Genomic DNA, 21,909 nt, shown 5'->3' with positions numbered 1-21,909 from the left:
GTCAGACGACAGTGGCCGACCTGGAATACCTCGCCCGAAGCCGTCTGAGGAAGAGCAGGAAAACCCTGGCTGCTCCGAGTACAAGAGAGCGAGCGACCTGGGGGACGAACCCACCAAACAGACCGAAAAACGAAGAGTTCGCCCGCCAGAGCCACCGACCGCCGCTCGTTCCGGTTCGCGCCATCGAACACCGCTCCCTGAACCCTAATGTTTTTGGCTCGACCCTGGAGCGCCTCCACTGATTGGTTTCCAGCATCGAACTCGTCGGCCTCGTGGCGGGGTTCATGGTCGCGACCGGCTATGTCCCCCAGATCTTCAGGGTCTGGAAGCTCAAGGACGCCCAGGAGATTAGCCTGACCTTCAACTTCTTCTCTCTGGGAGGCACCGTCCTCTGGCTCGCCTATGGGTTCTACCTCCAGCTCCTATCGGTGACGGTCTGGAATGCGACCAACTTCGTCCTCCTCAGCCTCCTGCTCGCCGTGAAGCTCAAGTACGGGATGCGCAGCCAGCCGCCACAGGTCCACTGACGGTGGTCACTTGAACCCCACAGAAGACAGACTGTTCAGTTGGGTGCTCGGCCTGGGGCCGAAAGCGAAGTACAATCTTTCTTCAAGCGGCCTGAGCGAGCCCGACCTGTCGGAGATGGGAGTGGACACTGCCTACCACGACTACGGTCTCGAGAAGAACGACCACTTCCGCGAGCTGGAGTTTGCCGAGGAGGTCGCGACCCTCTACGGGGTCGAACCCGAAAACGTCGTGCCCACGGCAGGCGCTTCCGAGGCCATCTTCCTTGTCTATTCCACCCTTGGCGCCGGTCGCAAGGCGCTGGTCCCCCGGCCTAACTATCCCGCCATGTTCACAGTGCCGAAAGCCCTCGGACTGGAGGTGTCAAGCAGCCTCGCGTCCTCTCGCGGGGGCGGGGTGATTGTCGGCCTAACTGATCCCAATAATCCCACGGGACGACTGCTGGACGGAAGCTACACGGACTGGATAGCATCGAAGGGAACAGTTGTCTTCGTCAACGAGACCTACAAAGGATTCGCTTCTTCTGGTCCGCAGGCGACAGTCTTCGGAAAGATCCCTGGCGCGGTCGTTTGCAGCACCATGACGAAGTTCTTCGGCCTGGGAAGGCTCCGGGTCGGGTGGGTAGTAGCTGACAAACGAAGTTCCAAGAGGCTGTTGTACGCGAAATGGTCGGTGAGTGGCCACGACTCCGAGTATTCGCTGTGGATTGCGACCCAGGTCCTCAAGAACAGGCAAAGGTTCGCGGACCGCGCGCGCAAGTTGCTCTCGGCCAACACGAGGCTCGTAAGGAAGTTCCTGGCCGAAACCGAAGGAGTTTCTGCCGAGATCGGGGTGACACCGTTCTGCTTAGTTCGCTACAGGAATGGCCCTGGTTCGGTTACCTTGGCGAGGGAGCTCTTCGCCAAGACAGGGGTCCTCGTCTCGCCCGGTGACTTCTTCGGCGCTCCCAAGACGTTCCGGCTCTGCTTCACAGTCGACGAAGAAACCTTGGTTCTCGGGCTGGAAGAGCTCTCTAAGTTCTTCAACAGGACCTGACGGTCGCCGAGGGAGCTGGCCAAAGCCCATCCGTCACCGAAGCCGTCGAACCCGGAGAAGTCGGCGAGTCTAGAACCGTTTACTAGATCAGTTTTCGTGACGCCCAGAACACCGACCCCTTTCTGCTCCTCGGCGACGCCTTTCACCCGTGCGAAGGGCTTGGCCGGTCTCGCTCCTCTTGATTTCCGCCACCCAAGCTACATGTCCGACCCGACTTGAACCTACACGACTCCAAGCACGGATTCGGGGCCAGGACTCCTTCCAAGTAACCGCCCGTCCAGCGGCGCCCCTCAGCCAGTTCCTTCACAGGCATCTCGACGTCGCTTTACCGATGTCCGGCAGTCAGTCGCCCCGAAGCATATGCCCGCTCTTTGAAACCATTTCCTGAGCGACCCACGGGCACGTTAGAGGGTGCTTTCTGCGTACTTGGCAAACGCCTCCAACTCTTCCATGGCCGACGCCTCGGCCTCCATCTTCCCTCTGGTCTTCAAAATCCACCCCCAGTGCCCCTTGAATCTGACCTCCAGTAGAGCAGTCACCCTGGTCCCCCCGGTCGTTTCTTCAAATTCCACTGTGCTTTTGGCCAAAGTGAACCTAGTCTCCCCATCAGACTCGACCCTTGCAGGGGTGACGAGTCGTATGTCCCTGGATGCCCGCTTGCCTGACGCCATAGTGATACCTATGGTGACCCGCCCTCCCTCATTCCTTGTCACCGTCACCGCTCTCATCTGCTTCGACCACTTCGGCATGGCTTCGAAGTCGGTGTATGCGGCATAGGCCCTGTTCCGGGATGTTCGGACGACCAGCGAGACCTCGAAGCGCAACGAGGGGGCTACCGCCCCCGACCGATTAAGAAGTTCTGTTCCTCCGGCGCGAGCGCGTTAGTGCTGGACTCCGAAGCGGCGCAGGTCTACTTCGACCATGACGACGCCGACTAAGACGATCGCGCCGGCTATGCCACTTCTTACGCACAACGCATCTAGGTCCGGCATCTGGTTAAACCCAAAATGGCTAAGCCTGACTCGTCCGTGCCGGAGCCTTGACTGACGAAAGCCAATATGGGGACCGCGCGACAGGCTGGAAGGGCGAAGTCGGTCGAAGTTTCCAAACTGGATGAGGGAGTACTCTCTTTCAATCGGGCTCGTGTTCCTGATAACGGCAGTCGTCGCGATTGAGAATCGCATCGCCGCTGTGGTCCTTCTGGCGGCGGGGGTGATCTTCCTCGCACTATCGATGTTGGCTGCTGTCTCCGGGCCCCCCGGCTTCAAGGAGGAGGCGGGCGGACCGACATCGGGCAGAGAGAATCGATGGGCTCACTAACAGGATTTCAGAGACACCGCGAACCTCACGAGGCTCCCACTTCGCAATCGGTCAATTCATAAAACCCGTTCGCCGATGTCGCGCGTTGAAGAACGCATTGGACTGGCTGCTCGAACCGTCCCAGCCGGCGGTTCGATACTTGGCGATGAGGGATTTGGTAGACGGGGCGAGTTCGAAGGACGTCGAGGAGGCGAGGGCGAGGGCCACGAAAGCGGGGTGGGCGGCCGAGATACTCTCTAAGCAGCGGCCTGACGGCCGCTGGCTCGGAGATGAGAACAACCTCTACCTCCCAAAGTACATCTCCACCAACTGGATGCTCCTGACGCTGTCTGACTTGGGAGTTACGCGGGACGACCCGAGAGTCGCGAAATCTTGCTCGCTCTGGGCGGAGACGTACGCGAGGGACGATGGAGGGTTCGACACCCCGGGGGCGAAGGAGAGCGAGCACTGTCTGATAGGGAACACCGCAAGGGCCCTAATCAAGTTCGGCTACATCGACGACCCGAGGGTGAGGAGCGCCCTCGACCTCCTAGTCAGGAGGCAAAAGCCAGACGGTGGATGGCACTGCTTCCCATCGAAGACCGGGACCATCGACGCCTGGGAGGGGATGAGCGCCTTCGCGGCGTACCCGAAACAGAGGTGGAGCAGAGGGATGAAGGCGGCCGTGGAGAGAGGGGCCGCATTCTTCTTGGAGAGGAGGTTGTCTAAGCAGGGATCCCGCTACGAACCATGGCTCCGGTTCCATTTCCCCTACCACTATTACTATGACGTCCTCGTTGGCCTCGAATTCATGACGGCGCTGGGGTATGGCGACGACCGCCGCATGAAGCCTGCGATATCACGGCTGGAGCGGAAGCGGGGGGAGGATGGCAGGTGGGCATTGGATGCGGTGCATCCGGACTTCCACGACGAGAGGTGGCCCCGGTGGCGGTCCAAGTACGAGAAGCACTACACTCCGTTCTCTCTGGAGCGGCCCGGGCATTCGAGCAAGATGATTACCCTCAGGGCGATGACGGTCATGAAGAGGCTCGGAGAGTTCAACTAGAGCCATGCTGCTATTGAGAAACGACTACACACCCCCAGTCACGCGAGGGGTCACCGCCCGGGACGCGGCCTCGCTAGGCAAGGTGAAGGGCAAGCTCTCAAGTCTCCAAAGATGACGTTCCGGCACTCCGTAACGCCTGACATCGGCCGACCTGGCCAGTAAACATGCCTGAAGATTATCACGCGCTGGTCATCCCAGTACGAAGCAAGAGCGCTTCGCTTGGTCAGCCCTCCGGGCGTCGTATTCGACAAACCCTCTGAATGGAGAATCAACTGGCGTCTTGTCTCTATGGCAACTCCGGCAAAGGACCCGGAGGTTCCGCCGTCTGTTGTCGAGAGAGTCTCTATTGACGTGGTCTACCACCAACTGCCCCTCGTCTGATTGGCCGCAGGCCGCACAGACCCTCGGAAGCGATTTCAAGGTCGACCGCGGGATGTGGACCGACCTGCGATGAGGGTAGTTCCTGACGTGGCGGCGGTTTTCAATCCACCTGTCCCTTGGCGGGGGCATACAGGAAGGGGCACGCGCGGGCCCTTTGGTCTTATCGTCTTCTCTTCAACGCTTCTCGTTCTTCTGGGGCGTCCCTGACCGGCTTCCGCCAGTCGAGAGCCAAGCAGCCGCGAGAAGTACGAGAGATGGGTATCGATAGGAACCGTGCCGTGATCTGCATTTATGCTGAGAAGTCTTGCGCGAAGAAGGGTTGTGGCCCGGCATAAGCCGAACCGGGCGTCTGACGCCTCAGACTGTCCTGCATGATGCCGGCGCAGATGTTATTGGGTGCCCATGCCGGGTGCGGCCTTCGGGGCTTGTCGATCCTCATCATCAAGGGGAGGGCGTTCGATGGGAAGGTTCTCCATCCCCACATCGAGGTCAAGGTAGACACAGAGAAAGGGGTGGTGCTCGAGTTCGGAGAGAGGGGTTCGGTGGAGGAGCCCAGAGGTGCGAAGAAGATGGAGATAGAAGACATCACCATCATACCGGGGCTGATGGACGCCCACGTCCACTTCTACTCCTCCAAAGGCCAGGGGGTCAACGACTGGGCGATGGTCCCCGACGCGCTCGCCGTCCTCCGGGGGGCAGGAGACCTAAAGAGGCTCCTGCATGCCGGTTTTACAGCCGTCCGCGATCTGGGAACGAAGGGAGGGGTCTATCTGGCGCAGGCGGTGGCAGAGGGATCTATCGAGGGCCCTGAAGTCGTGTCCTGCTCCAGGGCGCTGGCTCTGACAGGAGGGGACGACGACCCGCCTGCTTTTCCTCTGAAACTGGCACAGGAGCTCGCGTCGTACTCATATTTCTGCGACGGCCCCTGGGAGTGCCGGAGGGCGGTCAGGATGGTGGCGAGGGACGGTGGGAAGGTCGTGAAGTTCTATGCGTCGGGAGCCTTCTCCCGCGGAGTGAAAGTCAAGCCGAACTTCACAGAAGAAGAGACCCGCGCCATCGTAGACGAGTCGAAGCGGCTTGGGCTCAAGGTCGCGGCCCACGCTTACGGGGAGGAGGCGATAGAGAGGGCGGTCGCCTGCGGGGTCGATTCCATCGAGCACGGGCTAGGGCTTACGGAAGCACTCGCCTCGGAGATGAGCAGGAAGGGGACTTACTACGTCCCTACGCTGGTGACCTACTCCAATCCCGCCTACAAGAACAAGTACAACGAGATGGTGAAAAGGCACCTGTCCGACGACATGACGGTCGCCAAGGAGAAGGGGGTGAAGGTCGTGATGGGGTCTGACATAGTGGGGGACGCGGCGAGACCGCACGGGCGGAACTTCGAGGAAATCGCCGAGGAGGCGAAGTTCCTTGGGAACAGGGAAGCCCTGGTGGCGGCAACGTCGAGGGCGGCCGAGTGCATGGGGCTGGAGGACGCGGGGGTGCTCAAACCAGGGTACCGGGCGGACTTGGTGTTGGTCAAGGGGAATCCCCTGAAGGACATCCGAGCTCTGTCCCCGGAGGCAGTCGTCAGGGTGATGAAAGCAGGGAAGTTCCTCTAGAGGGTCACCGATAGCCTATGGATTCCGGGTCCATCTCAGTTATTATCAGCGGAGCAATTTTTCCCTTGTCATGAACGCCCTCGGAGAAGGGTCAACCTTCGGGGCCGGCTCATTACAACTCATCGGACTAGCGGAAGCAACTTGACCCCCTATCACTGGTCAGTGCTCTTCATATCAACACTCTTCGTGTCAGCGGTCGGAATCGGCGAAGTATCTGCGAACTTGCTGGCGCAGTCTGCTTACGTCGCTATGTTCCTGGCTTCCGTCCTCGGGCTTATGTTCACGAGCCTAACAATCTTGGTTAGTCCTTCAGTGCTTGGGCGTCGGAGAGGCATCACGCGGCCCGTCACCCCTGTCCCAGTAGTGAGGGGACCAGAAAAAATCCCGGATGCACGAACGGACCGGAAGGACCCGGCTAGCACTGCTTAGCCGACCTCTCTTCAACCAGACAGGTCATCCTTGCCGAGTGGAGAGGCCTTCACCCCCACTGGCTTCGAGGTCGCGGGTGTGAATCCCCCAGAGAGCCAGGAAAGGAGCGGAGTGACACCGATCTTCCAAAGCCCGGCCTCGGTCCGCCCCCGGGTCGACGACTCAGGGTCACAGAGGACCCGTTTGTCGTAGTCGCGTCTCAAGCTTTACTGTCACAGGCGTACGACGGCACGTTAAAAAATCAGGATGTGACTCAGAAGAACCACGACTGTTAAACCAGCGGGGACCGTCAGGCCAGAGAAGGTGCAGAAGGCGGTGAAAACGGAGATAGAATGGCTCCTAGACCGGCGCGATGGGGTCCCCAACTTCGAGATGCGGAAGTTCACCATCGAGTCCGGAGGGAGCATCCCAAGGCATTACCACCCTGACATCGAACACGAACAGTACGTCCTGAGGGGGAGATACGAAGTGGGGATTGGGAACGAAGTCCACGAAGTGAAGGCCGGGGACTCGGTCTTCATCCCAAAGGGGGTCTTTCATTGGTACAGGAACACCGGGAAGGGGGACGCAGAGTTCCTCTGCATTGTCCCCAAGACAGAGAAGTACGAGTCAGTCTACGAGGAAGAAGAACCCAAGTAGACGTGCCCCTTCCTCCCAAGGCGCCAGGGCAACAAGGGCCATGGCCAACGACACGGATACCCCCACCGCGACGGCTTCATGTCCCTTGATGAACCTCCTTCTGGTTGGAAGTCCGGAGGCCGTTTGGCGAGTAGATGATTTTCCTCCTGGCTCTGAGATAGGAGAGGGAAACCAGGGCTGCGAATATCGCGACGCCCGCGAGTTGGTAGGGGAACTCGGGGATTCCACTTCCTACGGTGGAAGAACTCGACTCCGACAACACGGTAGAATTGGTCCCCGGAGACGCGAGGAGCGCCTCCACCGCCTGGAGGGAGAACGTCCCCGAAGCCGCCCCAAGGTAGGTATAATCGGGGGTCCCCACAGATACCTCTGCCCTGCCTTCTCCCAGGTACTGAACAGCGATGTCCCCCGCGGACTCGGCTGTGTCTTGGCCGAAGCTGAAATACGATGGGAACGCGTTCAGGTATGTGGAGGTGCCGTTAGCATAGTACAGCCCGAGGCCCGCCGACAACCGGGTGAACATGGTAGACTCTCCTCCTCCCTCTCCCCCAAAGACCAACTCCGTATCGTAGAAGGTGCCGGTTGGGGTTGTGTAGTTTCCGGCAGTGAAGAAGTAGGCGTCGGTGACCGATGGGTCGTGAATCGTGACGTTATCGAACCAGTCTGTCCTCACCACACCACTCATCTGCGCCCCAAACTGCACTAGGACCCCGGTCCCCGGAACGGCAGTCGCGTTTACGAAGAGCGCAATCGCTAGTGGGAGCGAGTAAGTATAGTTGGATTTCTCATAGGCGTAGTAGTATTCAGTGGCTCCCTGCTGCTGGAGTACCGACACATACCCGCCCCCTCCCTCCGATGTGACGGATTCATTCGAGAGAAAGCCGCTGACGCTGGAGTTCCAGACATTGTCGGCAAGAGCTACCTGTGACGTCGCAGTAACGAAGTCTGGGGTATTCTGGCACCAGTAGACCTGGCTCCCGCCTCCCCGTTCGTCCACGACCAGCATCGAGTTCAATTGCAAAGTCGCTCCCGACGGGTTCGCTCCTACGGACCCGGCCGTGGCGTTGTACGCATCCAGGGCGGATACGACAGCGACCCCCACCACATCGGTCGAGGCTACTGCATAGGGTGTGTCGGTCCCCGACTGGTTCGCAATCCCGTAAGTCGCTATACCCGATGGCTCTGGAGGAGCGAGGGGCCCGAGCCCCAACGGGTTGTTGGGGTAGACCGTCAGCGACAGGGTCGCGTTGACGCCGTCGTCATACGCATAGACGAGTATGTCATAGGAGCCGGCGGTGACCTGTAAAGTCTGGGAGTCGCTCGAGCCGTTATGATAGGCCATGGAGCTGAAGACCTGCCCGGAACCGAACTCAGCGAGCTGAGTAGACGTCAAGAAGGCAGTGGTGACGCTCGCGTTGCTCGTCAGAGAATAGCTGACCACGGTCCCGTTCATGTAGGCATCTATGGGGAAGTAGACATAGTACCCGGAGGAAAGGATGACCGGGCTCTCGGTCAATCCTGATGGTAGCACTGGCGGGGCAAGGACGGGGACATGCAAGAGGAGGGGAAGGAGCAGAAGCGAGATGCATCGGCTCCCCCCCACGGTCAAGATGCTCATGCAGTGAGGTCGGTCTTTTAGGGGTATCCAACCCCATCGCCCGGCCGGCCCCACCAGGCGGCCATACCGCGCTTCAGCTCGCCCATCATCTCGGGAGAAGGCCGGATTTCCAGAGGACGATCCTTCCCTCGTAAGTCTGGGTTACCGCTCGCCAACGCAGAGTGGACGTTGGCCAGGAACCGCATAACCGTCGCTTTGTCGCCCCTCCATCTATCTTCGATGACCCGGACATGTTTCCTCCTATGATAGGAAGGTGGGACGCCTAGCACCGACCTGAGCATGGCATTGGCTCTCACCTCATCATTGCTCATAATCCCGAGGTCGAAGTTCGATGAACCGTCCCCGCTCAGGTTGACCACCGCATGACAGTAGAGCAGTACGCCATCCCGCGGATCGAGCTTGCGGACCATCAGATAGCACTGAGGGCTTTCAGCATCACTCTCCGAAGGAAGATACCAGAGTCGGAACCTGTCCACCGACGCATTCCACTCGCCCCGGGCGAGCCGACCGAGGTCGAAGTCGAGAGGAGAGAAAGGAAGGCCGACCACCAGCGAGTACACCTTCATGGCCCCATACTTCAGGTACGACTCAAGGGGGATCCTCAAGGCGACCGCTAAGGGCCCCGCGCCCGATATAACAGCCCGGGTAGGGTGACGGCACGAAGGCCCTACAGGGGAATGAGTTTCTCTTCAGGGGAAGATGTCCAGCGGGATGGAGGCACCTACGACCCAGTTGGGGGCGTCTACCACCTCGTGTATCTTGAGGTCTGCCGCGACGCTGCAGAGGATATACGCCTCTTCCCGCCTAATGTCATAGGCCCCAATTAGATGGTCAATCATTCCTCGGACGGCAGACTTGGAGGCCGTCATGAGGTCAGGGCCGATGCCGGTGGTCACATAGTACCCTCTCTTCGACTGCTGCTCCCCCTTTGAATAGTACCTCGGCCACCGCAGTCCGGTTTCCTTCGCCAAGCCGAACCTGAACCTGGCTCTCCCGGCGGATTCGATGGCACTCACGCAGACCTCGCCATCTCCCATGGCTGCGTGCAGGTCCCCAGTGGAGAAAAGCGCCCCGTCCACCCAGACAGGGAGCTCCAGCCTGCTCCCTGTTGTAAGGTGTTTGATGTCCAAATTCCCACCATGTTTTCCTGGAGGCATCACGGCCCAGGCGCCATGCTCCGGGGGTGCCACCCCCATCACGCCACAGAAAGGACGCAGGGGGACCTTGATCCCTTTCTCGAAGAGGGCATAGTCTTTCCGGACGAGATTCCATTTGTACAGGTACGGTTCCTGGAACTCCTCGAGGAGTCCTTCCCCGGGAAGTATGATGGACCACCCAAAGTCGTCGTTCTCTACCCCAAGAACGTCCACCAGGAGGGTGTCCCCGGGCTCAGCCCCCTCGACGTGCACTGGTCCTGACAGGGGATAGAGCTTGGACTGGTCGAACCTTGGTCTTTCGGCGACGGAGTCCCTGGTCACCTGCCAGGAGCTGACGTCGTTTATCTCGAAGGCGACCTCATCCCCGGGGACAATCCGGAGGACCGGTCTGTGATCTCGGCTCCAGAGATAGTGGACCTTGTCTCTTCCGACCCTGTGGCTCTCCACGCCTGTCCCCGGCGACACGGATTCTTTATCTTCCGCGCCTGATGATGCAGTCGTTTCGGATGAACGAAAAGACTTCCGCCTTCCTGCGCATGGCCTACAAGCAGTTCTACTTCGAGAAAGGCCGGTCGACCATTGAATTCCCGGGGGAGATTGCATCCAGGGAGTTCGGCTACATCCTATTCGGGGGAGGGATGATAAGGCACCTCTCATTCAAGAGCGAAGGGGAAGCGCTTGCGGAGATTGTGAAGCACTCTCCATCGTCGGTTTACTGTTCCAATGCCCGCTATGAGCTCCCAACTAGACCCATTGAGGAGAAGGGATGGCTGGGGGCGGAGCTGATTTTCGACATCGACGCCACAGACATCCCCACTGCGTGTAAGAGAGGGCACGACGTCTGGTACTGCGAGAAATGTTTCACTTCAGGGAAGCTTCCCCGGGCCGCGAGGTGCTCGAAGTGCGGAGGACCCACGGCCGAGTTCCACGGAACCTGTCAGACCTGCCTCGAGGCCGCCGCGGACCACACCCGACGAGTCGTGGGTTTCCTCACCGACGACTTTGGAGTCGACCCAGGGGCGGTCAGAGTCTACTTTTCCGGGAACAGAGGATACCACCTCCATGTGTTCGACGCCAGATTCGACCAGCTCGATCAGGTGGCGCGGGGAGAAGTTGCCGAGTACGTTAGGGGGTCTTCGCTTCCCCTAACCCAGACGATAGCGTCGACCCTCCGGCGGCGGGCGCAGCCCGGCCTCCAGGGCGCAGGATGGACCAAGAGGATAACAGGGTACGTCGACAAGCGGAGGGAGGTGTACCAGGGAACCTTCCAGAAGCTCGTGTCAGAAGCGATATCGTCTCAGCGCGCCTTGGTGGATTCCTCTGTGACTACCGACATTCACAGGGTATTCAGGCTGGCAGGAACCCTCCACGGGAACACGGGGATGTCGAAGATGAGGGTGGGATCAATGGAAGAGTTCGACCCTCAGACAGACCCGGTCGTCCTCACACAGAAGCCCGTGACAGTTACGGTGTCATTCTATCCACGGTTTAGCGTCAGACACAAGGAGTTTGGGCCGTTCAGGTCCTCGACCGTCGAACTACCGACCTACGCCGCCGTTCAGATTTTAACAAGAGGCCTAGGGGAGGTCGTTCCAGATGCCTGAGGCCACCCTCGACCGTCTGAGAAGGACCCTCGACTCGGAGAACCAGTCGACTGGGCTCTTACCCCTCTCCGGGGACTTCTACTCAGAGGTCTCCGAGTACAGCCAGAAGCTCAAGAGGTCGGCGGGGGCGGGGGCCTCCGAGGTCGCCGTCAGGCTGGCCGCCACCCAGACTAGGCTCATCGAGTCGATGGTGAGCCAGCTCCTAAAGGTGAGGACGAGAAAGGCTATGAAACAGAACGCAGTCCTGCAGCTCCTCCCCGAGGAGAGGTATGTGTGCTCAGCAGAGCAGAGATTCCAGAGGCGTTTCCAGACCCTGGTAGATGCCGTCTCTTCCGGCCAGCCGTCCTTCGTCGAGTTCGCTCACGCGACCGAGAACCAGAGGAACGTAACCGTGAGGTTCGTCAGACACGTCAACGAGCTGGTGGGTCTCGACATGAGACGCTACGGGCCCTTCGACGCAGAAGACGTGGCTTCCATCCCCGCGGCCAGTGCCGACATCCTGATAGCGGGAGGAGACGCCGTGGAAATCCTTACCAGAGACGACGTCTGAACGGCGGTGCAATCCGCTTGATGGTTTCTAACTCCGCGCCTTCTCCGCCTTCCACGCCATTGCGGAGATGTCGGCTATGATCTTCTCTCCCTTCCTCACGCAGCCTCCACTTGCACCTGCCTGAATCCCATTCACCAGGACCACTAGGGCGTAGGCTTCCCGGCCCCTGATCACTATGCCGGCATCGTTGACCACCCCCCTTACCGTCCCGGTCTTGTGAGCCAGCATCGCGTCCCGGGGAATGCCCCGCCTTATTCTGTTCAGACCCGTCTCGCACATGGCCATGATATCGAGGAACTCCCCAGTGAACTTCCCGAGAACCCGTTCGCTGTAGACCCGCTCCAGAGTCGTAATCAGGTCCCTGGGAGAGGTAAGGTCGTCCTCACAGAACTTGTTTGAGGGGGCCTTTCTCTCTTCGTCGGAGAGGGACGCTTCGAGCTCCTTTAGGGGGCGGACCCCAGAGAGTCTGTGGATGTTCTTCCTGAGGAGGGCAAGAGCCTCCTGACGGTCGAGCCTCCTTGAGTCCAGCCCAAGAAGCCCGAGTTTGCGCTTCACTTCAGCAGTGCCCTGTTCGTAGGTTAGGATGTCCTTGCAGCCAGACTTCACGACAGTATTCTCGAGCCCGAGCCACGAGACCGTGTCAGCCACGCTGTCTGGGCCCAGATAATCGAAGAGGACATCCGCTGCCGTGTTGTCACTGATTATCATCATCAGTCTGCCATAGTCCCGGAGCCGGAGCGCAGCGCCTTCTCCCAGGTACTGCAGGACCCCCGAGCCGGGGGACCTGTCAGCGTCCTTGAGGGGGACGCGGGTGTCAGGGTCGAGATTACGCTCCAAGCAGCGCCGGAAGAAGTCGACCAAGACGAAGATCTTGAAGACGCTCGCAGTCGAGAACCTGGCGTCGGGTCTCACGAAGGCTGTTTCACTGCCGGTCAGCGACTTGTACCCGACGCCGACTCTCGCCTTCTCCATCCCACAATAACGAGTCAGTGAACGTTGGAGCCTAGTTTGATTCGGCGCCAAAGGACGAAAGTCAGCTGTATGATCTCCACGTGTGGTTGCATTTCACACAGCGGTAGAACTGGGTCGGAGGTTCGTCTCCGCTCCTCGTCTGAAGGAACCACCAGAACGCTTCGTTGTGACCGCACTTCGGGCACTCTATCTTTGTCGTGGGAAGAGAGTTGAGCTTCTCCTCTCTCTCCCCGACCACCTTAATCTGCGGCGTGGCTGACAGTTCTTCCTCGGTCGCCTGGGTCACGGTCTTACCGGCTTTCGGGTCTTTCCAACCACAATTCTCGCAGAGAAACGTTAGCGTCTTTACACCTTTAGCGCTCTTGTCTTCCTTGAGCTTGAGTCTGGTTCCGCATTTGGGACAGAACTTCAGCGTCACGAAGATCCACCACCGAGTGCTTTCTTCACTCCGCCGTAGAGCTCCTTGGTGGTCTCCATCGCCCTTTCGACACTGTTTGCGAAAGCCTTCTCGGGCTTCATCCTCTGGGCCCTGACCTTCAGTACCAGCTTCTTGATCAATGGGTGCGGAGGGATTACCCCTGCGAAGGTGACGCTCTTCTCCTCTAGGAGCTCATGGTGGACGATTTCCGCGAGTGAGTAGTCCTCCCCTGTGATCTCGACCGTAAGCCCCTTCTCGTCTTCACTGATGGTCTGGACCTGCATTTTGCCTGACGGGCCCCCTGTCTCGAGCTTTTAAGGAAATAGGAACACTCGTCTCAAGTAGGTCGGCTTCCGACTAAGGCTCTATCGGAACGGTCCCGAAATCCCTTGTCCGCTTCCTATCCTCGACGTTGCCGCACTCGTCGCACTTCACCTTCGTCGCGCTCCCCCTTTGGAGGGGCTTCCCACAGATGCCGCAGAGCGCTGACACCACCCCCATGTCTGGCTCGTCGATGTTGAGGTGGATGATACCATTGACCAGGCTGAACACCCTGCACCTGACTATGTCCCCCGACTTCACCGGGGTCGTCCTCCTTGCCCCTCTCTCCCCCCTCCCGCCCCCAGACAACCCCCTGAGCGAGAGCATCCCGGAGAAGTCCTTGTGGTTGGGCTTTCCGTTATGGAAGAAGATATGCACATTGGCCGAGTTCGCCTGGGTTGCCTCTACCTGTCCGGTGACCCAATCGTCCACCCTGAACAGTTCGGGCTCCGCTGCCGGCTTAACCGATATCTCCATGCTCTTTGCGTCCTTCACCACAGACCCCGCCGTCAAGGATCTGATTAGCCCCGAAGAGTCGTAGGTGTGGGAGCCTGGGAGGAACTCCTCAGACACCGCCAGCCTGTCTCCCGGGAGGACCCCCTGGACCCTCTTTGCCTCTTTCATTTCTTAATCAGCCCCACCGTGAGCTCAATCCACTTCGCGCGCTCAAGGAACTCCCCCATTTCCCTCCCCTCAATAAGCGCAACTAGTGCGTCCGCCTGGGGGATCGAAAGGACCGGCCTGTCGAAGGTGAACCCATCAATGGAAATCCGCGGGCACGCTGTCTGGACGAACGCCTCTATCTCCCGGTGCGGTGCAAGTCGCTCGGCGGTCACCTCGCTCATAGCTAATTGGATTACCTTTCTCCCGTTCATTTCGAGTCGCTTTGATATCCACCTGCTCCTCCCGAGCATCTTCTGTCCCTCCTTCAGCCCGGTGATGACTCCGAAGACCCTCGCGTCCCTGGCCTTGTAAACTGCGAGTATCGCCTTCTTCAACCTCTCCTCTGCAGCCTCCTTCATGTCGGTCACCTCTTCCATGTATGGGTCCAGCATGAAGGTGGGTTTCCCTGTCGCCAGCGCCAGCCCCACCGCGTGGAATTCGCTCTCCCCTAGGAGGGCGAACGCGTCCACTTCGTCCCGGATCGGGAATGCGGTGGAGAAGTCGCAGCCGAAGACTTGCCCTTCAAGCATTAGCTTGTTGCCCTTCCCTACCCTGACCTGGAATCCCCTGGCCTCCAGGGCCTCCCTCACGGGGCGGAGCTGATGGAGGTGCTGGCTGAACGTGGCTAGCCCTACGCGCCTGTAGGGGGCGAGAGCTTTCGTGGCCTTCTCTATCACTCCAGCGAACTCCACGTCGTCAACGGCATCAATCAGGTAAGTGTACTCGCCGGCCCGTTCGATAGCCGCGTTGTGCCCAATATGTAACGCCAAATCCGCTTGAAGTTTTCCCACTTCATCGTCGACAGTGTCACAGATGCCGAAACAGCTGTCTCCCGACAGAATGGCAGTCACACCATATCTCTCTCTCACCCGCTCCATCAGCTCCTTGGTCTGCCTCAGCAGACCCCCGGGGGCGTTGACCAGAATCACCTTGGGATTCTTGGTCTCGATTATCCTGAATACCTTGTTTTCATCGATTTTCACAGTCATGGGGCATTTCTCGGATGCGGTTTCGAGAAGCGCCTTCCGAGGCCTGTTATATACTTGGGGGAAGCGGACGGCACCGTACTGACATACGCCAGAAGAGCGCGGCCTTAAGGCCGCGAAACAAGTCACCATGAAGTCTCAGATAACCCTGAGCTGGACTACGCTCCCGACATCAGCCGTTCCTAGCGAGCCGGTTCTAGCCGCTGGGGAACGTCTCCGCCATCCCGACGTACTCTTGACCAGGATGTGCACGTCCCTCTCCCCCCTTGCGCTCCCCGGCTGGAGTACTTCGCATTGGACATCCGCCCTGGAGAGCCGAACCCCCGACCGAATCGCAGGCGCCGCGGCGCAGACCGACATGGGCGTCTTGTGTGCTATGAGCTGCAAAGGATAACCCGGGCTCTTGACCGCCCTTCGCGGCGGCTTCCAAGTGGACAACCAGAAGCAGGGCGTGCTCGGCGTCTCCCGTGTGCTGTTGCTGAACAGGAACATCAGGGTAATCGCGGTCACCGGTCTAGTCTCTGGGGTCTACATCGGCATGCTCAACTTTGCCCTCCAGCTCTTCCCCCTATCCATCGGGCTCGGAATTCCAGCCATTGGGATTCTCCAGGCTGTGGGAAGCCGCTTCTCGGGCGCAGGTGCAACTTTCATCCAGCCTCTCGCCGGCCACTACTCTGACCTCCACAGCAGAAAGGGCTCGATTATGCTGGGAAGCGCGACTACAGTAGCATCCATGCTATGCTTCGTGGGGACCGCGTTAACTGGGAACCGGTATCTGGTCCTCGTTGCGTTCATCCTCTACGGCGTGTCGATTATGGGAAGCCCCGCATCACAGGCCATGGTTGCAGAGTCGGTCGCCCTCGACCCCCACAAGATGGACGTCGCCTACAGCTTGGTGTTCTTCCTGGGGACTGTCCCCGGCGTGGTGTCCCCTGCCCTGGCGGGCTCGGTGGCTGGAACCACTGGTTACCTGGCAATCTTCGCCGCGGCCGCGCTTCTCGAGTCACTGGACCTTTTTCTCTACTGGAGGGAACTCTCGGAGACGAAGCACACCATGACCGCTGAGCCCGAACAGGGTCCGAGATTCTCGCTCAGAGAGGCGTTCACGTTCCCAAGGTCGGCATGGGGATACTACGGCGCGCTCGCAACCGATGCCTTCGCCTTCGGCATCAGCTCCAACATCATCTATGCCATGGCCCAAGATCAGTTCCACTTCTCCCCACAAGAGATAGGTCTCCTGGTGGCAGTGTGGTACCTGGCCATGCTGGCTTCACAATACCCTGCCACTCGGCTCCTGATCCGGCTCGGGCCGAAGAAGACTCTGATAGCCTCCGAAGCCCTTGGAACCGTGCTGATGACTGGCTGGATGTTCTCGAACAGCCTTTCCGAGTTCCTAGTCTTCTCCGTCGTCTTCGGGGTCTCGGTCACCACCTGGGTCCCGGGGGTCTCCTCCCTCCTGATGACCCACGCCCCACCGAAGACTCGAGGAGGGGTTGGGGGGAAGGTGGCAGCCTTTAGGGGGCTGGTCGCCTTCCCAGCGCCGATAATCGGGGGGTTCCTCTACCAGTATCTGGGCTACGATGCCCCCATATTGGCAAGTCTCGTCGGGACGCTGGTCTGCGTCGCGTTGATGTTCCGGTTCCTCCCTGAGCGCCCGAGAGTGCCCATTCGAGGAGGTAAAGGTCCTTGACTCGCTTCAAGGTGGGAGACGCGGGGCCCAAAGGAAAGGGGATTTTCGCGGCGCGAGCCATCAGGCGTTCGGAGGTGGTGGTCAGGTTCCAGGGGAAGACGAAGTGGATTTGGAACATACCACATGACGTGTGGCCATACACTATACAGGTCGACTACGACAGATACATCGTGCCGAAGAAGAACGGAATCGAATGGTATCTGAACCACTCCTGCGAGCCCACCTGTGTGGTCTCGGGCATGTCAGTCATAGCCGCCAGGGATATCCGGAAGTGGGAGGAACTGACATTTGACTACTCCACCGACGTGGACTGGCCCGGTTTCAGGATGAAGTGCAGGTGCGGCGCACCGAAATGCAGGAAGGTGGTCAGAGCATACCGTTTTCTTCCGAAGAGCCTGAAGGAGAAGTACGGGACGCACGTCGCTCCGTACCTCTTACGGAAGCATCTGAAGCCCCCGAAGGCGCTTTGACGATTTCGGGATTGTCTTATCACGCGGTCCTCTCGACGAGCCTCACCTCTGTCCCGGGATCGCTTTTTCTCTCCTTGGGTTTCGGAATCAGAACCGCGCCTACAGCGGAAACCAGCGCCAAGACAGCCATATACTCGAAGGTAGCGCCGAGCCTGCCGTAGTCGTTGAGCACCAACGCGTATACCATCAGGGGACCCAGCGCATTCCCCCCTGTGGTCCCCAACCCCCAGACCAGTGAGTTGCCCAGGCTCGAGGCTCCAGCAGGCGCATAGTCCGCCGCGAGGGACAGCAGTACTGGAAACCCTGTGTACGCGAAGAATCCGAAGAGGGAGAGGAAGGCGTAGCTCATGGCTCCACCCGCGCTGACGAAGCCCACAATGGATGTGGAGGCGCCGGCCGCTGATACAGCCATAATCAGCCTATGGTCGACTCTGTCCATGAGCCATCCGAACAGAGGCTGCCCCACGATGGCTGGAGCGAAGTAGATAGCCGTCAGGACTCCAAGAAGGGACCCTACTCCCACTCCCCTCTGGGCGGTGAGGAATATCTGTACGTACGCGGCAACCCCGAATATCGCCGCCGACCTGATGAAGGTGATTATCATCAGGATTACCATCGGCCTGGTGAGCGACCTCCGGAGAGGTTGACCTTCTCGTCCCTCCTGCTTCCTGCCCGTCCTGGCCGCCCCGAGTCCGACCCATATGAGAACCGCCGCAACGACACCGACAAGCCCAAAGGCCGCCACCGAGTCGGGTATCGTGACCATCAAGACTGCTGCCCCGTAAATCAGCGGGTACAGCGCTCTGCCGACGCTCCCCAGGGCCCCGTTCAAGCCCAGGGCCCTTCCAGTGTTGTCGCGGTCGAACGAGGACTGCAGGATGCTCCCTCCTAGGGGATGATAGAACGCGCTCCCGAACCCCATGACGGAGTCGAAGAGCAGGGCCAGGGTGAAGAGCTCGGTGCCTGCCGTGTAGATCATTGTAGCAAAGAACCCGATCAGCCCCACCCCCAGACACGCAATCCCGACTGCCATCAACATCCCGGGCGCCCCTGTCTTGTCTGCCCGCCTGCCGACAAAAACACTGGACGCCATCGAGCTGAAGTAGAACAAGAAGAGCAGAATTGCCTGTTCAAAGTGTGTGGCTCCGTGCTGGCTTCCAAGAAGATCGACGATCAGAGGAAGGAGGAAGACCGAGCCGTCGTTTATGAAATGGCCGAGGGAGGTGAACGCTAGGGCTCTAGCCCTGCCCAGACGGGAAGTATCGACGCCTGCTTGGCTACTCGCGGCCGTACGCCCCTCTGATTCTCTTCTGCTCCACCTCTGTCAACCCGGTGACGCCTCCGGCCAGCTTCCCCGCGAGGTAAACCCTGGCGCTCTCTTCGAGGACCTCGAGCCTGGACGCCGCTTCGTGCAGGTCTTTTCCGAGCGAGAAGAAGCCATGGTTCCGTACCCCCACCACGTCGCATACCTTCAAGCTCTCGGCCACGGCCGCCGCGCCAGCCGCTCCTGGGGTGGCGAAGTCAACAGTCTCCAGACGTCTGACCATGACTGCGTGCTCGGGGGTCATGACCGGTATCTGAAGTCCAGCTGTGACGAGCCCCACTGCGGCTGGTGGGTGGGCATGGACGATGGCGCAGATGTCGCCCCTCAGCCTGTAGGCCAAGAGGTGGGTGGGAAGTTCGCTCGAAGGGGTGCCGCCTCCGGACACCTTCCCGTCTAAGTTCACCTTTACAATGTCACCACTTGCGACCCCGCCCTTGAAGAACCCTGCTGGGGTGATCAAGACCTGCTCCTTCGGCCGGACAATCACGCTGGCGTTCCCGCCTACGCCAGAGACAAGCCCGCGCTCGTAAAGCCTCTTTATCGTCTGGGCAATTTCCTCCGGCGACCCTAAACTCTTGGCCAACGGTCGAAGCCGGCTTTGGGGGCTTATTAGCGGCACGCCAGCCGCCCCGGTCACATTCGCCGAGCCCTCGAGCATCCCGACCCTATACTTCCGCCTCATAAGGTCGCCCACGTGGGCCCCCGCCTCGCCGGCACATTCCGCATCCCCTTCGAGAGTCCTGTTGTCGGCGTCGGCGGAGACCACGGGGCGTCCTCCGAAAACCACAATGGCTTTCCCCCGAACGGATGAGCATGGGACGTCCAAGAAGGAAGGTTTCTATTCGCCGTTGCTGGTCAGTAGTATCTCGCTGCCAAGTAGTCCGTCAGCTCAAGGAGGCGCGACCTCACGGTGCCTTCTGGGGTGGGGCCGAGGATGCGCTTCGCCTCTTCTGTGTGGCGCTCGACCTCCTTCCGTGCATAGGCGAGGGAACCTCGCTCTCTGATAAGTCGCCTCAGTCTCTCTATCTCTGGCTTGCCGTAGGCCCCTGTCCGGTTCATGAGGCCACGTATGAACGCCTTGTCCTCGCTCCCACATCGATCCATGCAGTGCATTAGGACCACGCTCTTCTTTCCGCCCCTCATGTCCGTAAACACAGGCTTCCCGAGCTCCGACTCGTCGCCAACAAGGTCAAGGGCATCGTCCTGGATTTGGTAGGCCATCCCCACCTCCTCCCCGAACCTCTCTGCTAGCGCCGCTCCCTCGTCAGACGCCCCTCCTACCAGCGCCCCGCTGGCGCAGGGAGCGCTCAGCAGGCTGGATGTCTTGAGCCTGATCATCTCTTCATAGCGCCCTTCCGAGGCCTCCCCGTCGCCGGCCATCTCCATGTCTATGAACTCCCCCCAGGTGGTCGCCCTGCACGCCTCTCCGAGCAGGTCGAGGACTCTCGCGAGCCTCCTGCTCTCTAGGTTCTCATACCTGGCGACCATCTTCGGGACGTTGAAGAGTAGCAGGTCTGATGCAAGCAGCGCAGTGGCAAGGCCATATCTCGCCCCTATCGATTTCTCCCCCCTCCGCATCTCGGAGCGGTCGATGATGTCATCTTGGATGAGGGCGCTTGCGTGGGCGAGCTCATAGGCCGCCGCGAGGTTGATAGCCGGCTTATAGTCCCCCGAGTACATCTCGCACCAGAGCAGCGCCAGGGTACCGCGGACCCTCTTACCGCCTACGGACAGTGCGTCGAAGGCTGCCCTCTCAAGTGGGGTGGCGCCTCCAGGCGGGCACAACTCTTCGAGGGCCGAATTGACGGGTCCGATATAGTCCTTCAGCCACCGAACGATGTCCGGAGTCTGCACGGCTGACTACAGCGCTGAGTGTTATGTAATACATCTGTCGCTCGCAGCAGACGACTCATTTTCGTGACTCCCACTAACGTCGCCGGCTGCTGAAGACCTCAGCGATGATATTCCAAAACAACAACGGGGGGTGTCGCAGCCGCCGGGCCGATAAGCGCCTAACGGTCGCATCGCGATTAGGGCGGTGAAGCGCAGCACCCCACAGTCCACATGCACGCCCACGGCACATCCATGGACTACGCAGCCAACAAGAACAACGATCCACCCACGGCTGCATGTAACGTTACCTTCCGTCTCTGACCCACGACAAAAGGGAATGGGAAAGTTACGTAGACGCGAAGGGCAGCGCCCCGGAGATTCGGAGCGCGAATTGGGGACCCCGAAGAAGTCCGTTATGTTCCTCTCTGCCGCCTCCAGCCATATCCACTGGTGGAGGCGCGGTAGATGCCGGCGAGGCGGTCACCGGCGATTCTGCTGAAGAACCGTTTCCATATCTCGATTCTCACAATGTCGCCGCCCGTTCTGAGACCTCGACTCTCTCCACCAATTCAACCGGGCTTAGGGTGGGCATTCCATAACATCGGCCCACGTGAAGCCGCTCGAATCAGGAGTCCCGCCCCCATATGGGAGAACGGAGACCCCGAGGACGCCCGCAGACTCCGTTGCCCTTCCTGATCGCAACCCCTTATATCGGCAGAACGGTATCTGCAGGTCATGTCGCTGTCAGGCAGAAAAGTAGCCATCTTGGTGGAAAGCCTCTACGAGGACCTCGAGTTCTGGTACCCTTACTACCGGCTGAAGGAGGCGGACGCGGAGATTACCGTGCTGGGGACAGGCTCGGGCGTGCTTTACAGAGGGAAACACGGCCTGGAAGCGAAACCTGACATGCCTGTCGACCAAGCAAAGCCCGACGCCTTCGACGCCGTAATCATCCCCGGAGGCTACGCCCCTGACTACATGAGGCGCTATCCTTCGCTCCTCGGTTTTGTGAAGGAGATGCACGCCAGAGGGAAGGTGGTAGCGGCCATCTGCCACGCTGGGTGGGTCCTCGCGTCAGCCGGGCTGGCCAAGGATCTTTCTATGACCTGCTTCAGCTCAATCAAGGAGGACGTGGTCAACGCCGGCGCCAGATACGTCGACCGACCCGTGGTGAACGACAGGAACATCATTACCTCGCGGTCCCCCGCGGACCTACCGGCGTTCTGCAAGGAGATAATCGCGGCCTTGAAGTCCTCCAGACTCTCCACTGCGCCTGCCCGCCAGAGCTAGGCGGGATGCCGCGTCTCAAACCGTTTCATAGCCTG

Annotated in this window: 24 protein-coding genes; 11 read left to right on the top strand and 13 right to left on the bottom strand. The window is 59.8% G+C overall.

All coding sequences use genetic code 11. The annotated features are described in order from the left end of the window. The first annotated feature begins 242 nt into the window (after positions 1-242). Positions 243-527 (top strand): hypothetical protein, encoded by a 285-nt coding sequence (locus JRN21_08695; GenBank protein ID MDG6989380.1) that lies wholly within the window; start codon positions 243-245, stop codon positions 525-527. A 10-nt stretch (positions 528-537) separates the two neighbouring features. Further along, positions 538-1,560: a pyridoxal phosphate-dependent aminotransferase gene (locus tag JRN21_08690; GenBank protein ID MDG6989379.1), complete on the top strand. Its 1,023-nt coding sequence runs from the start codon at positions 538-540 to the stop codon at positions 1,558-1,560. Between the two features lie 404 nt (positions 1,561-1,964). On the opposite strand, the gene JRN21_08685 is transcribed toward JRN21_08690, so the two are convergent. Then, positions 1,965-2,384 carry an SRPBCC family protein gene (locus JRN21_08685; protein MDG6989378.1) on the bottom strand — a complete coding sequence of 140 codons (420 nt, stop codon included), beginning with the start codon at positions 2,382-2,384 and terminating at the stop codon, positions 1,965-1,967. Between the two features lie 289 nt (positions 2,385-2,673). Here JRN21_08685 and JRN21_08680 point away from each other — a divergent pair, with 289 nt between their 5' ends. After that, entirely contained in the window at positions 2,674-2,880 is a 207-nt protein-coding gene (locus tag JRN21_08680) for a hypothetical protein (GenBank protein ID MDG6989377.1), read from the top strand. Positions 2,881-2,965: 85 nt separating this feature from the next. After that, a complete protein-coding gene (locus JRN21_08675; protein MDG6989376.1) occupies positions 2,966-3,925 on the top strand; it encodes a hypothetical protein in 960 nt (319 codons plus the stop codon). A gap of 189 nt (positions 3,926-4,114) precedes the next feature. On the opposite strand, the gene JRN21_08670 is transcribed toward JRN21_08675, so the two are convergent. After that, positions 4,115-4,435 (bottom strand): HNH endonuclease, encoded by a 321-nt coding sequence (locus tag JRN21_08670; GenBank protein MDG6989375.1) that lies wholly within the window; start codon positions 4,433-4,435, stop codon positions 4,115-4,117. A gap of 296 nt (positions 4,436-4,731) precedes the next feature. Between JRN21_08670 and JRN21_08665 the strand changes: the two genes are divergently transcribed. Continuing rightward, positions 4,732-5,910 carry an amidohydrolase family protein gene (locus JRN21_08665; protein MDG6989374.1) on the top strand — a complete coding sequence of 393 codons (1,179 nt, stop codon included), beginning with the start codon at positions 4,732-4,734 and terminating at the stop codon, positions 5,908-5,910. Between the two features lie 801 nt (positions 5,911-6,711). Then, entirely contained in the window at positions 6,712-6,978 is a 267-nt protein-coding gene (locus JRN21_08660; protein ID MDG6989373.1) for a cupin domain-containing protein, read from the top strand. Between the two features lie 76 nt (positions 6,979-7,054). Here JRN21_08660 and JRN21_08655 read toward each other — a convergent pair whose 3' ends face one another. From JRN21_08655 to JRN21_08645, 3 genes are all read right to left on the bottom strand, one after another. Next, positions 7,055-8,596 (bottom strand): thermopsin family protease, encoded by a 1,542-nt coding sequence (locus JRN21_08655; GenBank protein ID MDG6989372.1) that lies wholly within the window; start codon positions 8,594-8,596, stop codon positions 7,055-7,057. Between the two features lie 17 nt (positions 8,597-8,613). Continuing rightward, positions 8,614-9,201 carry a hypothetical protein gene (locus JRN21_08650; protein ID MDG6989371.1) on the bottom strand — a complete coding sequence of 196 codons (588 nt, stop codon included), beginning with the start codon at positions 9,199-9,201 and terminating at the stop codon, positions 8,614-8,616. A gap of 84 nt (positions 9,202-9,285) precedes the next feature. Next, positions 9,286-10,356: an acetamidase/formamidase family protein gene (locus tag JRN21_08645; GenBank protein MDG6989370.1), complete on the bottom strand. Its 1,071-nt coding sequence runs from the start codon at positions 10,354-10,356 to the stop codon at positions 9,286-9,288. On the opposite strand from JRN21_08645, the gene JRN21_08640 reads away from it, so the two are divergent. Together JRN21_08640 and JRN21_08635 are read left to right on the top strand one after the other, a co-directional pair. Continuing rightward, positions 10,290-11,357, top strand: coding sequence for a hypothetical protein (locus tag JRN21_08640; GenBank protein ID MDG6989369.1), 1,068 nt, complete (start codon positions 10,290-10,292; stop codon positions 11,355-11,357). The two genes, JRN21_08645 and JRN21_08640, sit on opposite strands and share 67 nt — an antisense overlap. Beyond that, entirely contained in the window at positions 11,350-11,907 is a 558-nt protein-coding gene (locus JRN21_08635) for a DNA replication complex GINS family protein (protein ID MDG6989368.1), read from the top strand. The genes JRN21_08640 and JRN21_08635 overlap by 8 nt, the downstream gene beginning before the upstream one ends. 27 nt (positions 11,908-11,934) lie before the next feature. Here JRN21_08635 and JRN21_08630 read toward each other — a convergent pair whose 3' ends face one another. The 5 genes from JRN21_08630 to dph2 all read right to left on the bottom strand — a co-directional run bounded on the left by JRN21_08630 (position 11,935) and on the right by dph2 (position 15,264). Next, positions 11,935-12,879 carry a serine hydrolase gene (locus JRN21_08630; protein ID MDG6989367.1) on the bottom strand — a complete coding sequence of 315 codons (945 nt, stop codon included), beginning with the start codon at positions 12,877-12,879 and terminating at the stop codon, positions 11,935-11,937. A gap of 61 nt (positions 12,880-12,940) precedes the next feature. Next, on the bottom strand, positions 12,941-13,291 hold the full coding sequence (locus JRN21_08625) for a transcription factor S (GenBank protein ID MDG6989366.1): 351 nt from the start codon (positions 13,289-13,291) through the stop codon (positions 12,941-12,943). A gap of 2 nt (positions 13,292-13,293) precedes the next feature. Then, the gene (locus JRN21_08620) at positions 13,294-13,581 is read right to left on the bottom strand and encodes a hypothetical protein (GenBank protein ID MDG6989365.1); all 288 of its coding nucleotides are present in this window, start codon (positions 13,579-13,581) and stop codon (positions 13,294-13,296) included. A gap of 73 nt (positions 13,582-13,654) precedes the next feature. After that, positions 13,655-14,242, bottom strand: coding sequence for an exosome complex RNA-binding protein Csl4 (locus JRN21_08615; protein ID MDG6989364.1), 588 nt, complete (start codon positions 14,240-14,242; stop codon positions 13,655-13,657). After that, positions 14,239-15,264: a diphthamide biosynthesis enzyme Dph2 gene (gene dph2, locus JRN21_08610; GenBank protein ID MDG6989363.1), complete on the bottom strand. Its 1,026-nt coding sequence runs from the start codon at positions 15,262-15,264 to the stop codon at positions 14,239-14,241. Before dph2 ends, JRN21_08615 begins: the two co-directional genes overlap by 4 nt. Positions 15,265-15,670: 406 nt before the next feature. Here dph2 and JRN21_08605 point away from each other — a divergent pair, with 406 nt between their 5' ends. Together JRN21_08605 and JRN21_08600 are read left to right on the top strand one after the other, a co-directional pair. Further along, positions 15,671-16,957: an MFS transporter gene (locus JRN21_08605; protein ID MDG6989362.1), complete on the top strand. Its 1,287-nt coding sequence runs from the start codon at positions 15,671-15,673 to the stop codon at positions 16,955-16,957. After that, complete coding sequence (locus JRN21_08600) at positions 16,954-17,427, top strand: SET domain-containing protein-lysine N-methyltransferase (protein ID MDG6989361.1); 474 nt, start codon at positions 16,954-16,956, stop codon at positions 17,425-17,427. The genes JRN21_08605 and JRN21_08600 overlap by 4 nt, the downstream gene beginning before the upstream one ends. Positions 17,428-17,446: 19 nt before the next feature. On the opposite strand, the gene JRN21_08595 is transcribed toward JRN21_08600, so the two are convergent. From JRN21_08595 to JRN21_08585, 3 genes are all read right to left on the bottom strand, one after another. Continuing rightward, the gene (locus tag JRN21_08595) at positions 17,447-18,679 is read right to left on the bottom strand and encodes an MFS transporter (GenBank protein ID MDG6989360.1); all 1,233 of its coding nucleotides are present in this window, start codon (positions 18,677-18,679) and stop codon (positions 17,447-17,449) included. A 25-nt stretch (positions 18,680-18,704) separates the two neighbouring features. Next, positions 18,705-19,334, bottom strand: a complete 630-nt coding sequence (locus JRN21_08590; protein ID MDG6989359.1) for a class II aldolase/adducin family protein — start codon at positions 19,332-19,334, stop codon at positions 18,705-18,707. A 272-nt stretch (positions 19,335-19,606) separates the two neighbouring features. Beyond that, positions 19,607-20,605: a polyprenyl synthetase family protein gene (locus JRN21_08585; GenBank protein MDG6989358.1), complete on the bottom strand. Its 999-nt coding sequence runs from the start codon at positions 20,603-20,605 to the stop codon at positions 19,607-19,609. A 714-nt stretch (positions 20,606-21,319) separates the two neighbouring features. Here JRN21_08585 and JRN21_08580 point away from each other — a divergent pair. Then, complete coding sequence (locus JRN21_08580; GenBank protein ID MDG6989357.1) at positions 21,320-21,874, top strand: type 1 glutamine amidotransferase; 555 nt, start codon at positions 21,320-21,322, stop codon at positions 21,872-21,874. Positions 21,875-21,909 lie beyond the last annotated feature (35 nt).

The sequence above is a fragment of the Nitrososphaerota archaeon genome, assembly GCA_029785825.1.
In the GTDB taxonomy this organism is placed as follows: Archaea; Thermoproteota; Nitrososphaeria; order Nitrososphaerales; family Gagatemarchaeaceae; genus UBA183.
The sequence above is the reverse complement of the archived record's forward strand: the minus strand, read 5'-3'. Positions and strand labels throughout refer to the sequence as shown.

Excerpts from the sequence above, each read along its gene's own strand:
- JRN21_08580 (MDG6989357.1), top strand. The coding sequence starts at position 21,320 with ATGTCGCTGTCAGGCAGAAAAGTAGCCATCTTGGTGGAAAGCCTCTAC.
- JRN21_08645 (MDG6989370.1), bottom strand. The coding sequence starts at position 10,356 with ATGCAATCTCCCCCGGGAATTCAATGGTCGACCGGCCTTTCTCGAAGT.
- JRN21_08680 (MDG6989377.1), top strand. The coding sequence starts at position 2,674 with ATGAGGGAGTACTCTCTTTCAATCGGGCTCGTGTTCCTGATAACGGCA.
- JRN21_08630 (MDG6989367.1), bottom strand. The coding sequence starts at position 12,879 with ATGGAGAAGGCGAGAGTCGGCGTCGGGTACAAGTCGCTGACCGGCAGT.
- JRN21_08620 (MDG6989365.1), bottom strand. The coding sequence starts at position 13,581 with ATGCAGGTCCAGACCATCAGTGAAGACGAGAAGGGGCTTACGGTCGAG.
- JRN21_08660 (MDG6989373.1), top strand. The coding sequence starts at position 6,712 with ATGCGGAAGTTCACCATCGAGTCCGGAGGGAGCATCCCAAGGCATTAC.
- JRN21_08655 (MDG6989372.1), bottom strand. The coding sequence starts at position 8,596 with ATGAGCATCTTGACCGTGGGGGGGAGCCGATGCATCTCGCTTCTGCTC.
- JRN21_08670 (MDG6989375.1), bottom strand. The coding sequence starts at position 4,435 with ATGCCCCCGCCAAGGGACAGGTGGATTGAAAACCGCCGCCACGTCAGG.
- JRN21_08615 (MDG6989364.1), bottom strand. The coding sequence starts at position 14,242 with ATGAAAGAGGCAAAGAGGGTCCAGGGGGTCCTCCCGGGAGACAGGCTG.
- JRN21_08640 (MDG6989369.1), top strand. The coding sequence starts at position 10,290 with ATGGCCTACAAGCAGTTCTACTTCGAGAAAGGCCGGTCGACCATTGAA.
- JRN21_08635 (MDG6989368.1), top strand. The coding sequence starts at position 11,350 with ATGCCTGAGGCCACCCTCGACCGTCTGAGAAGGACCCTCGACTCGGAG.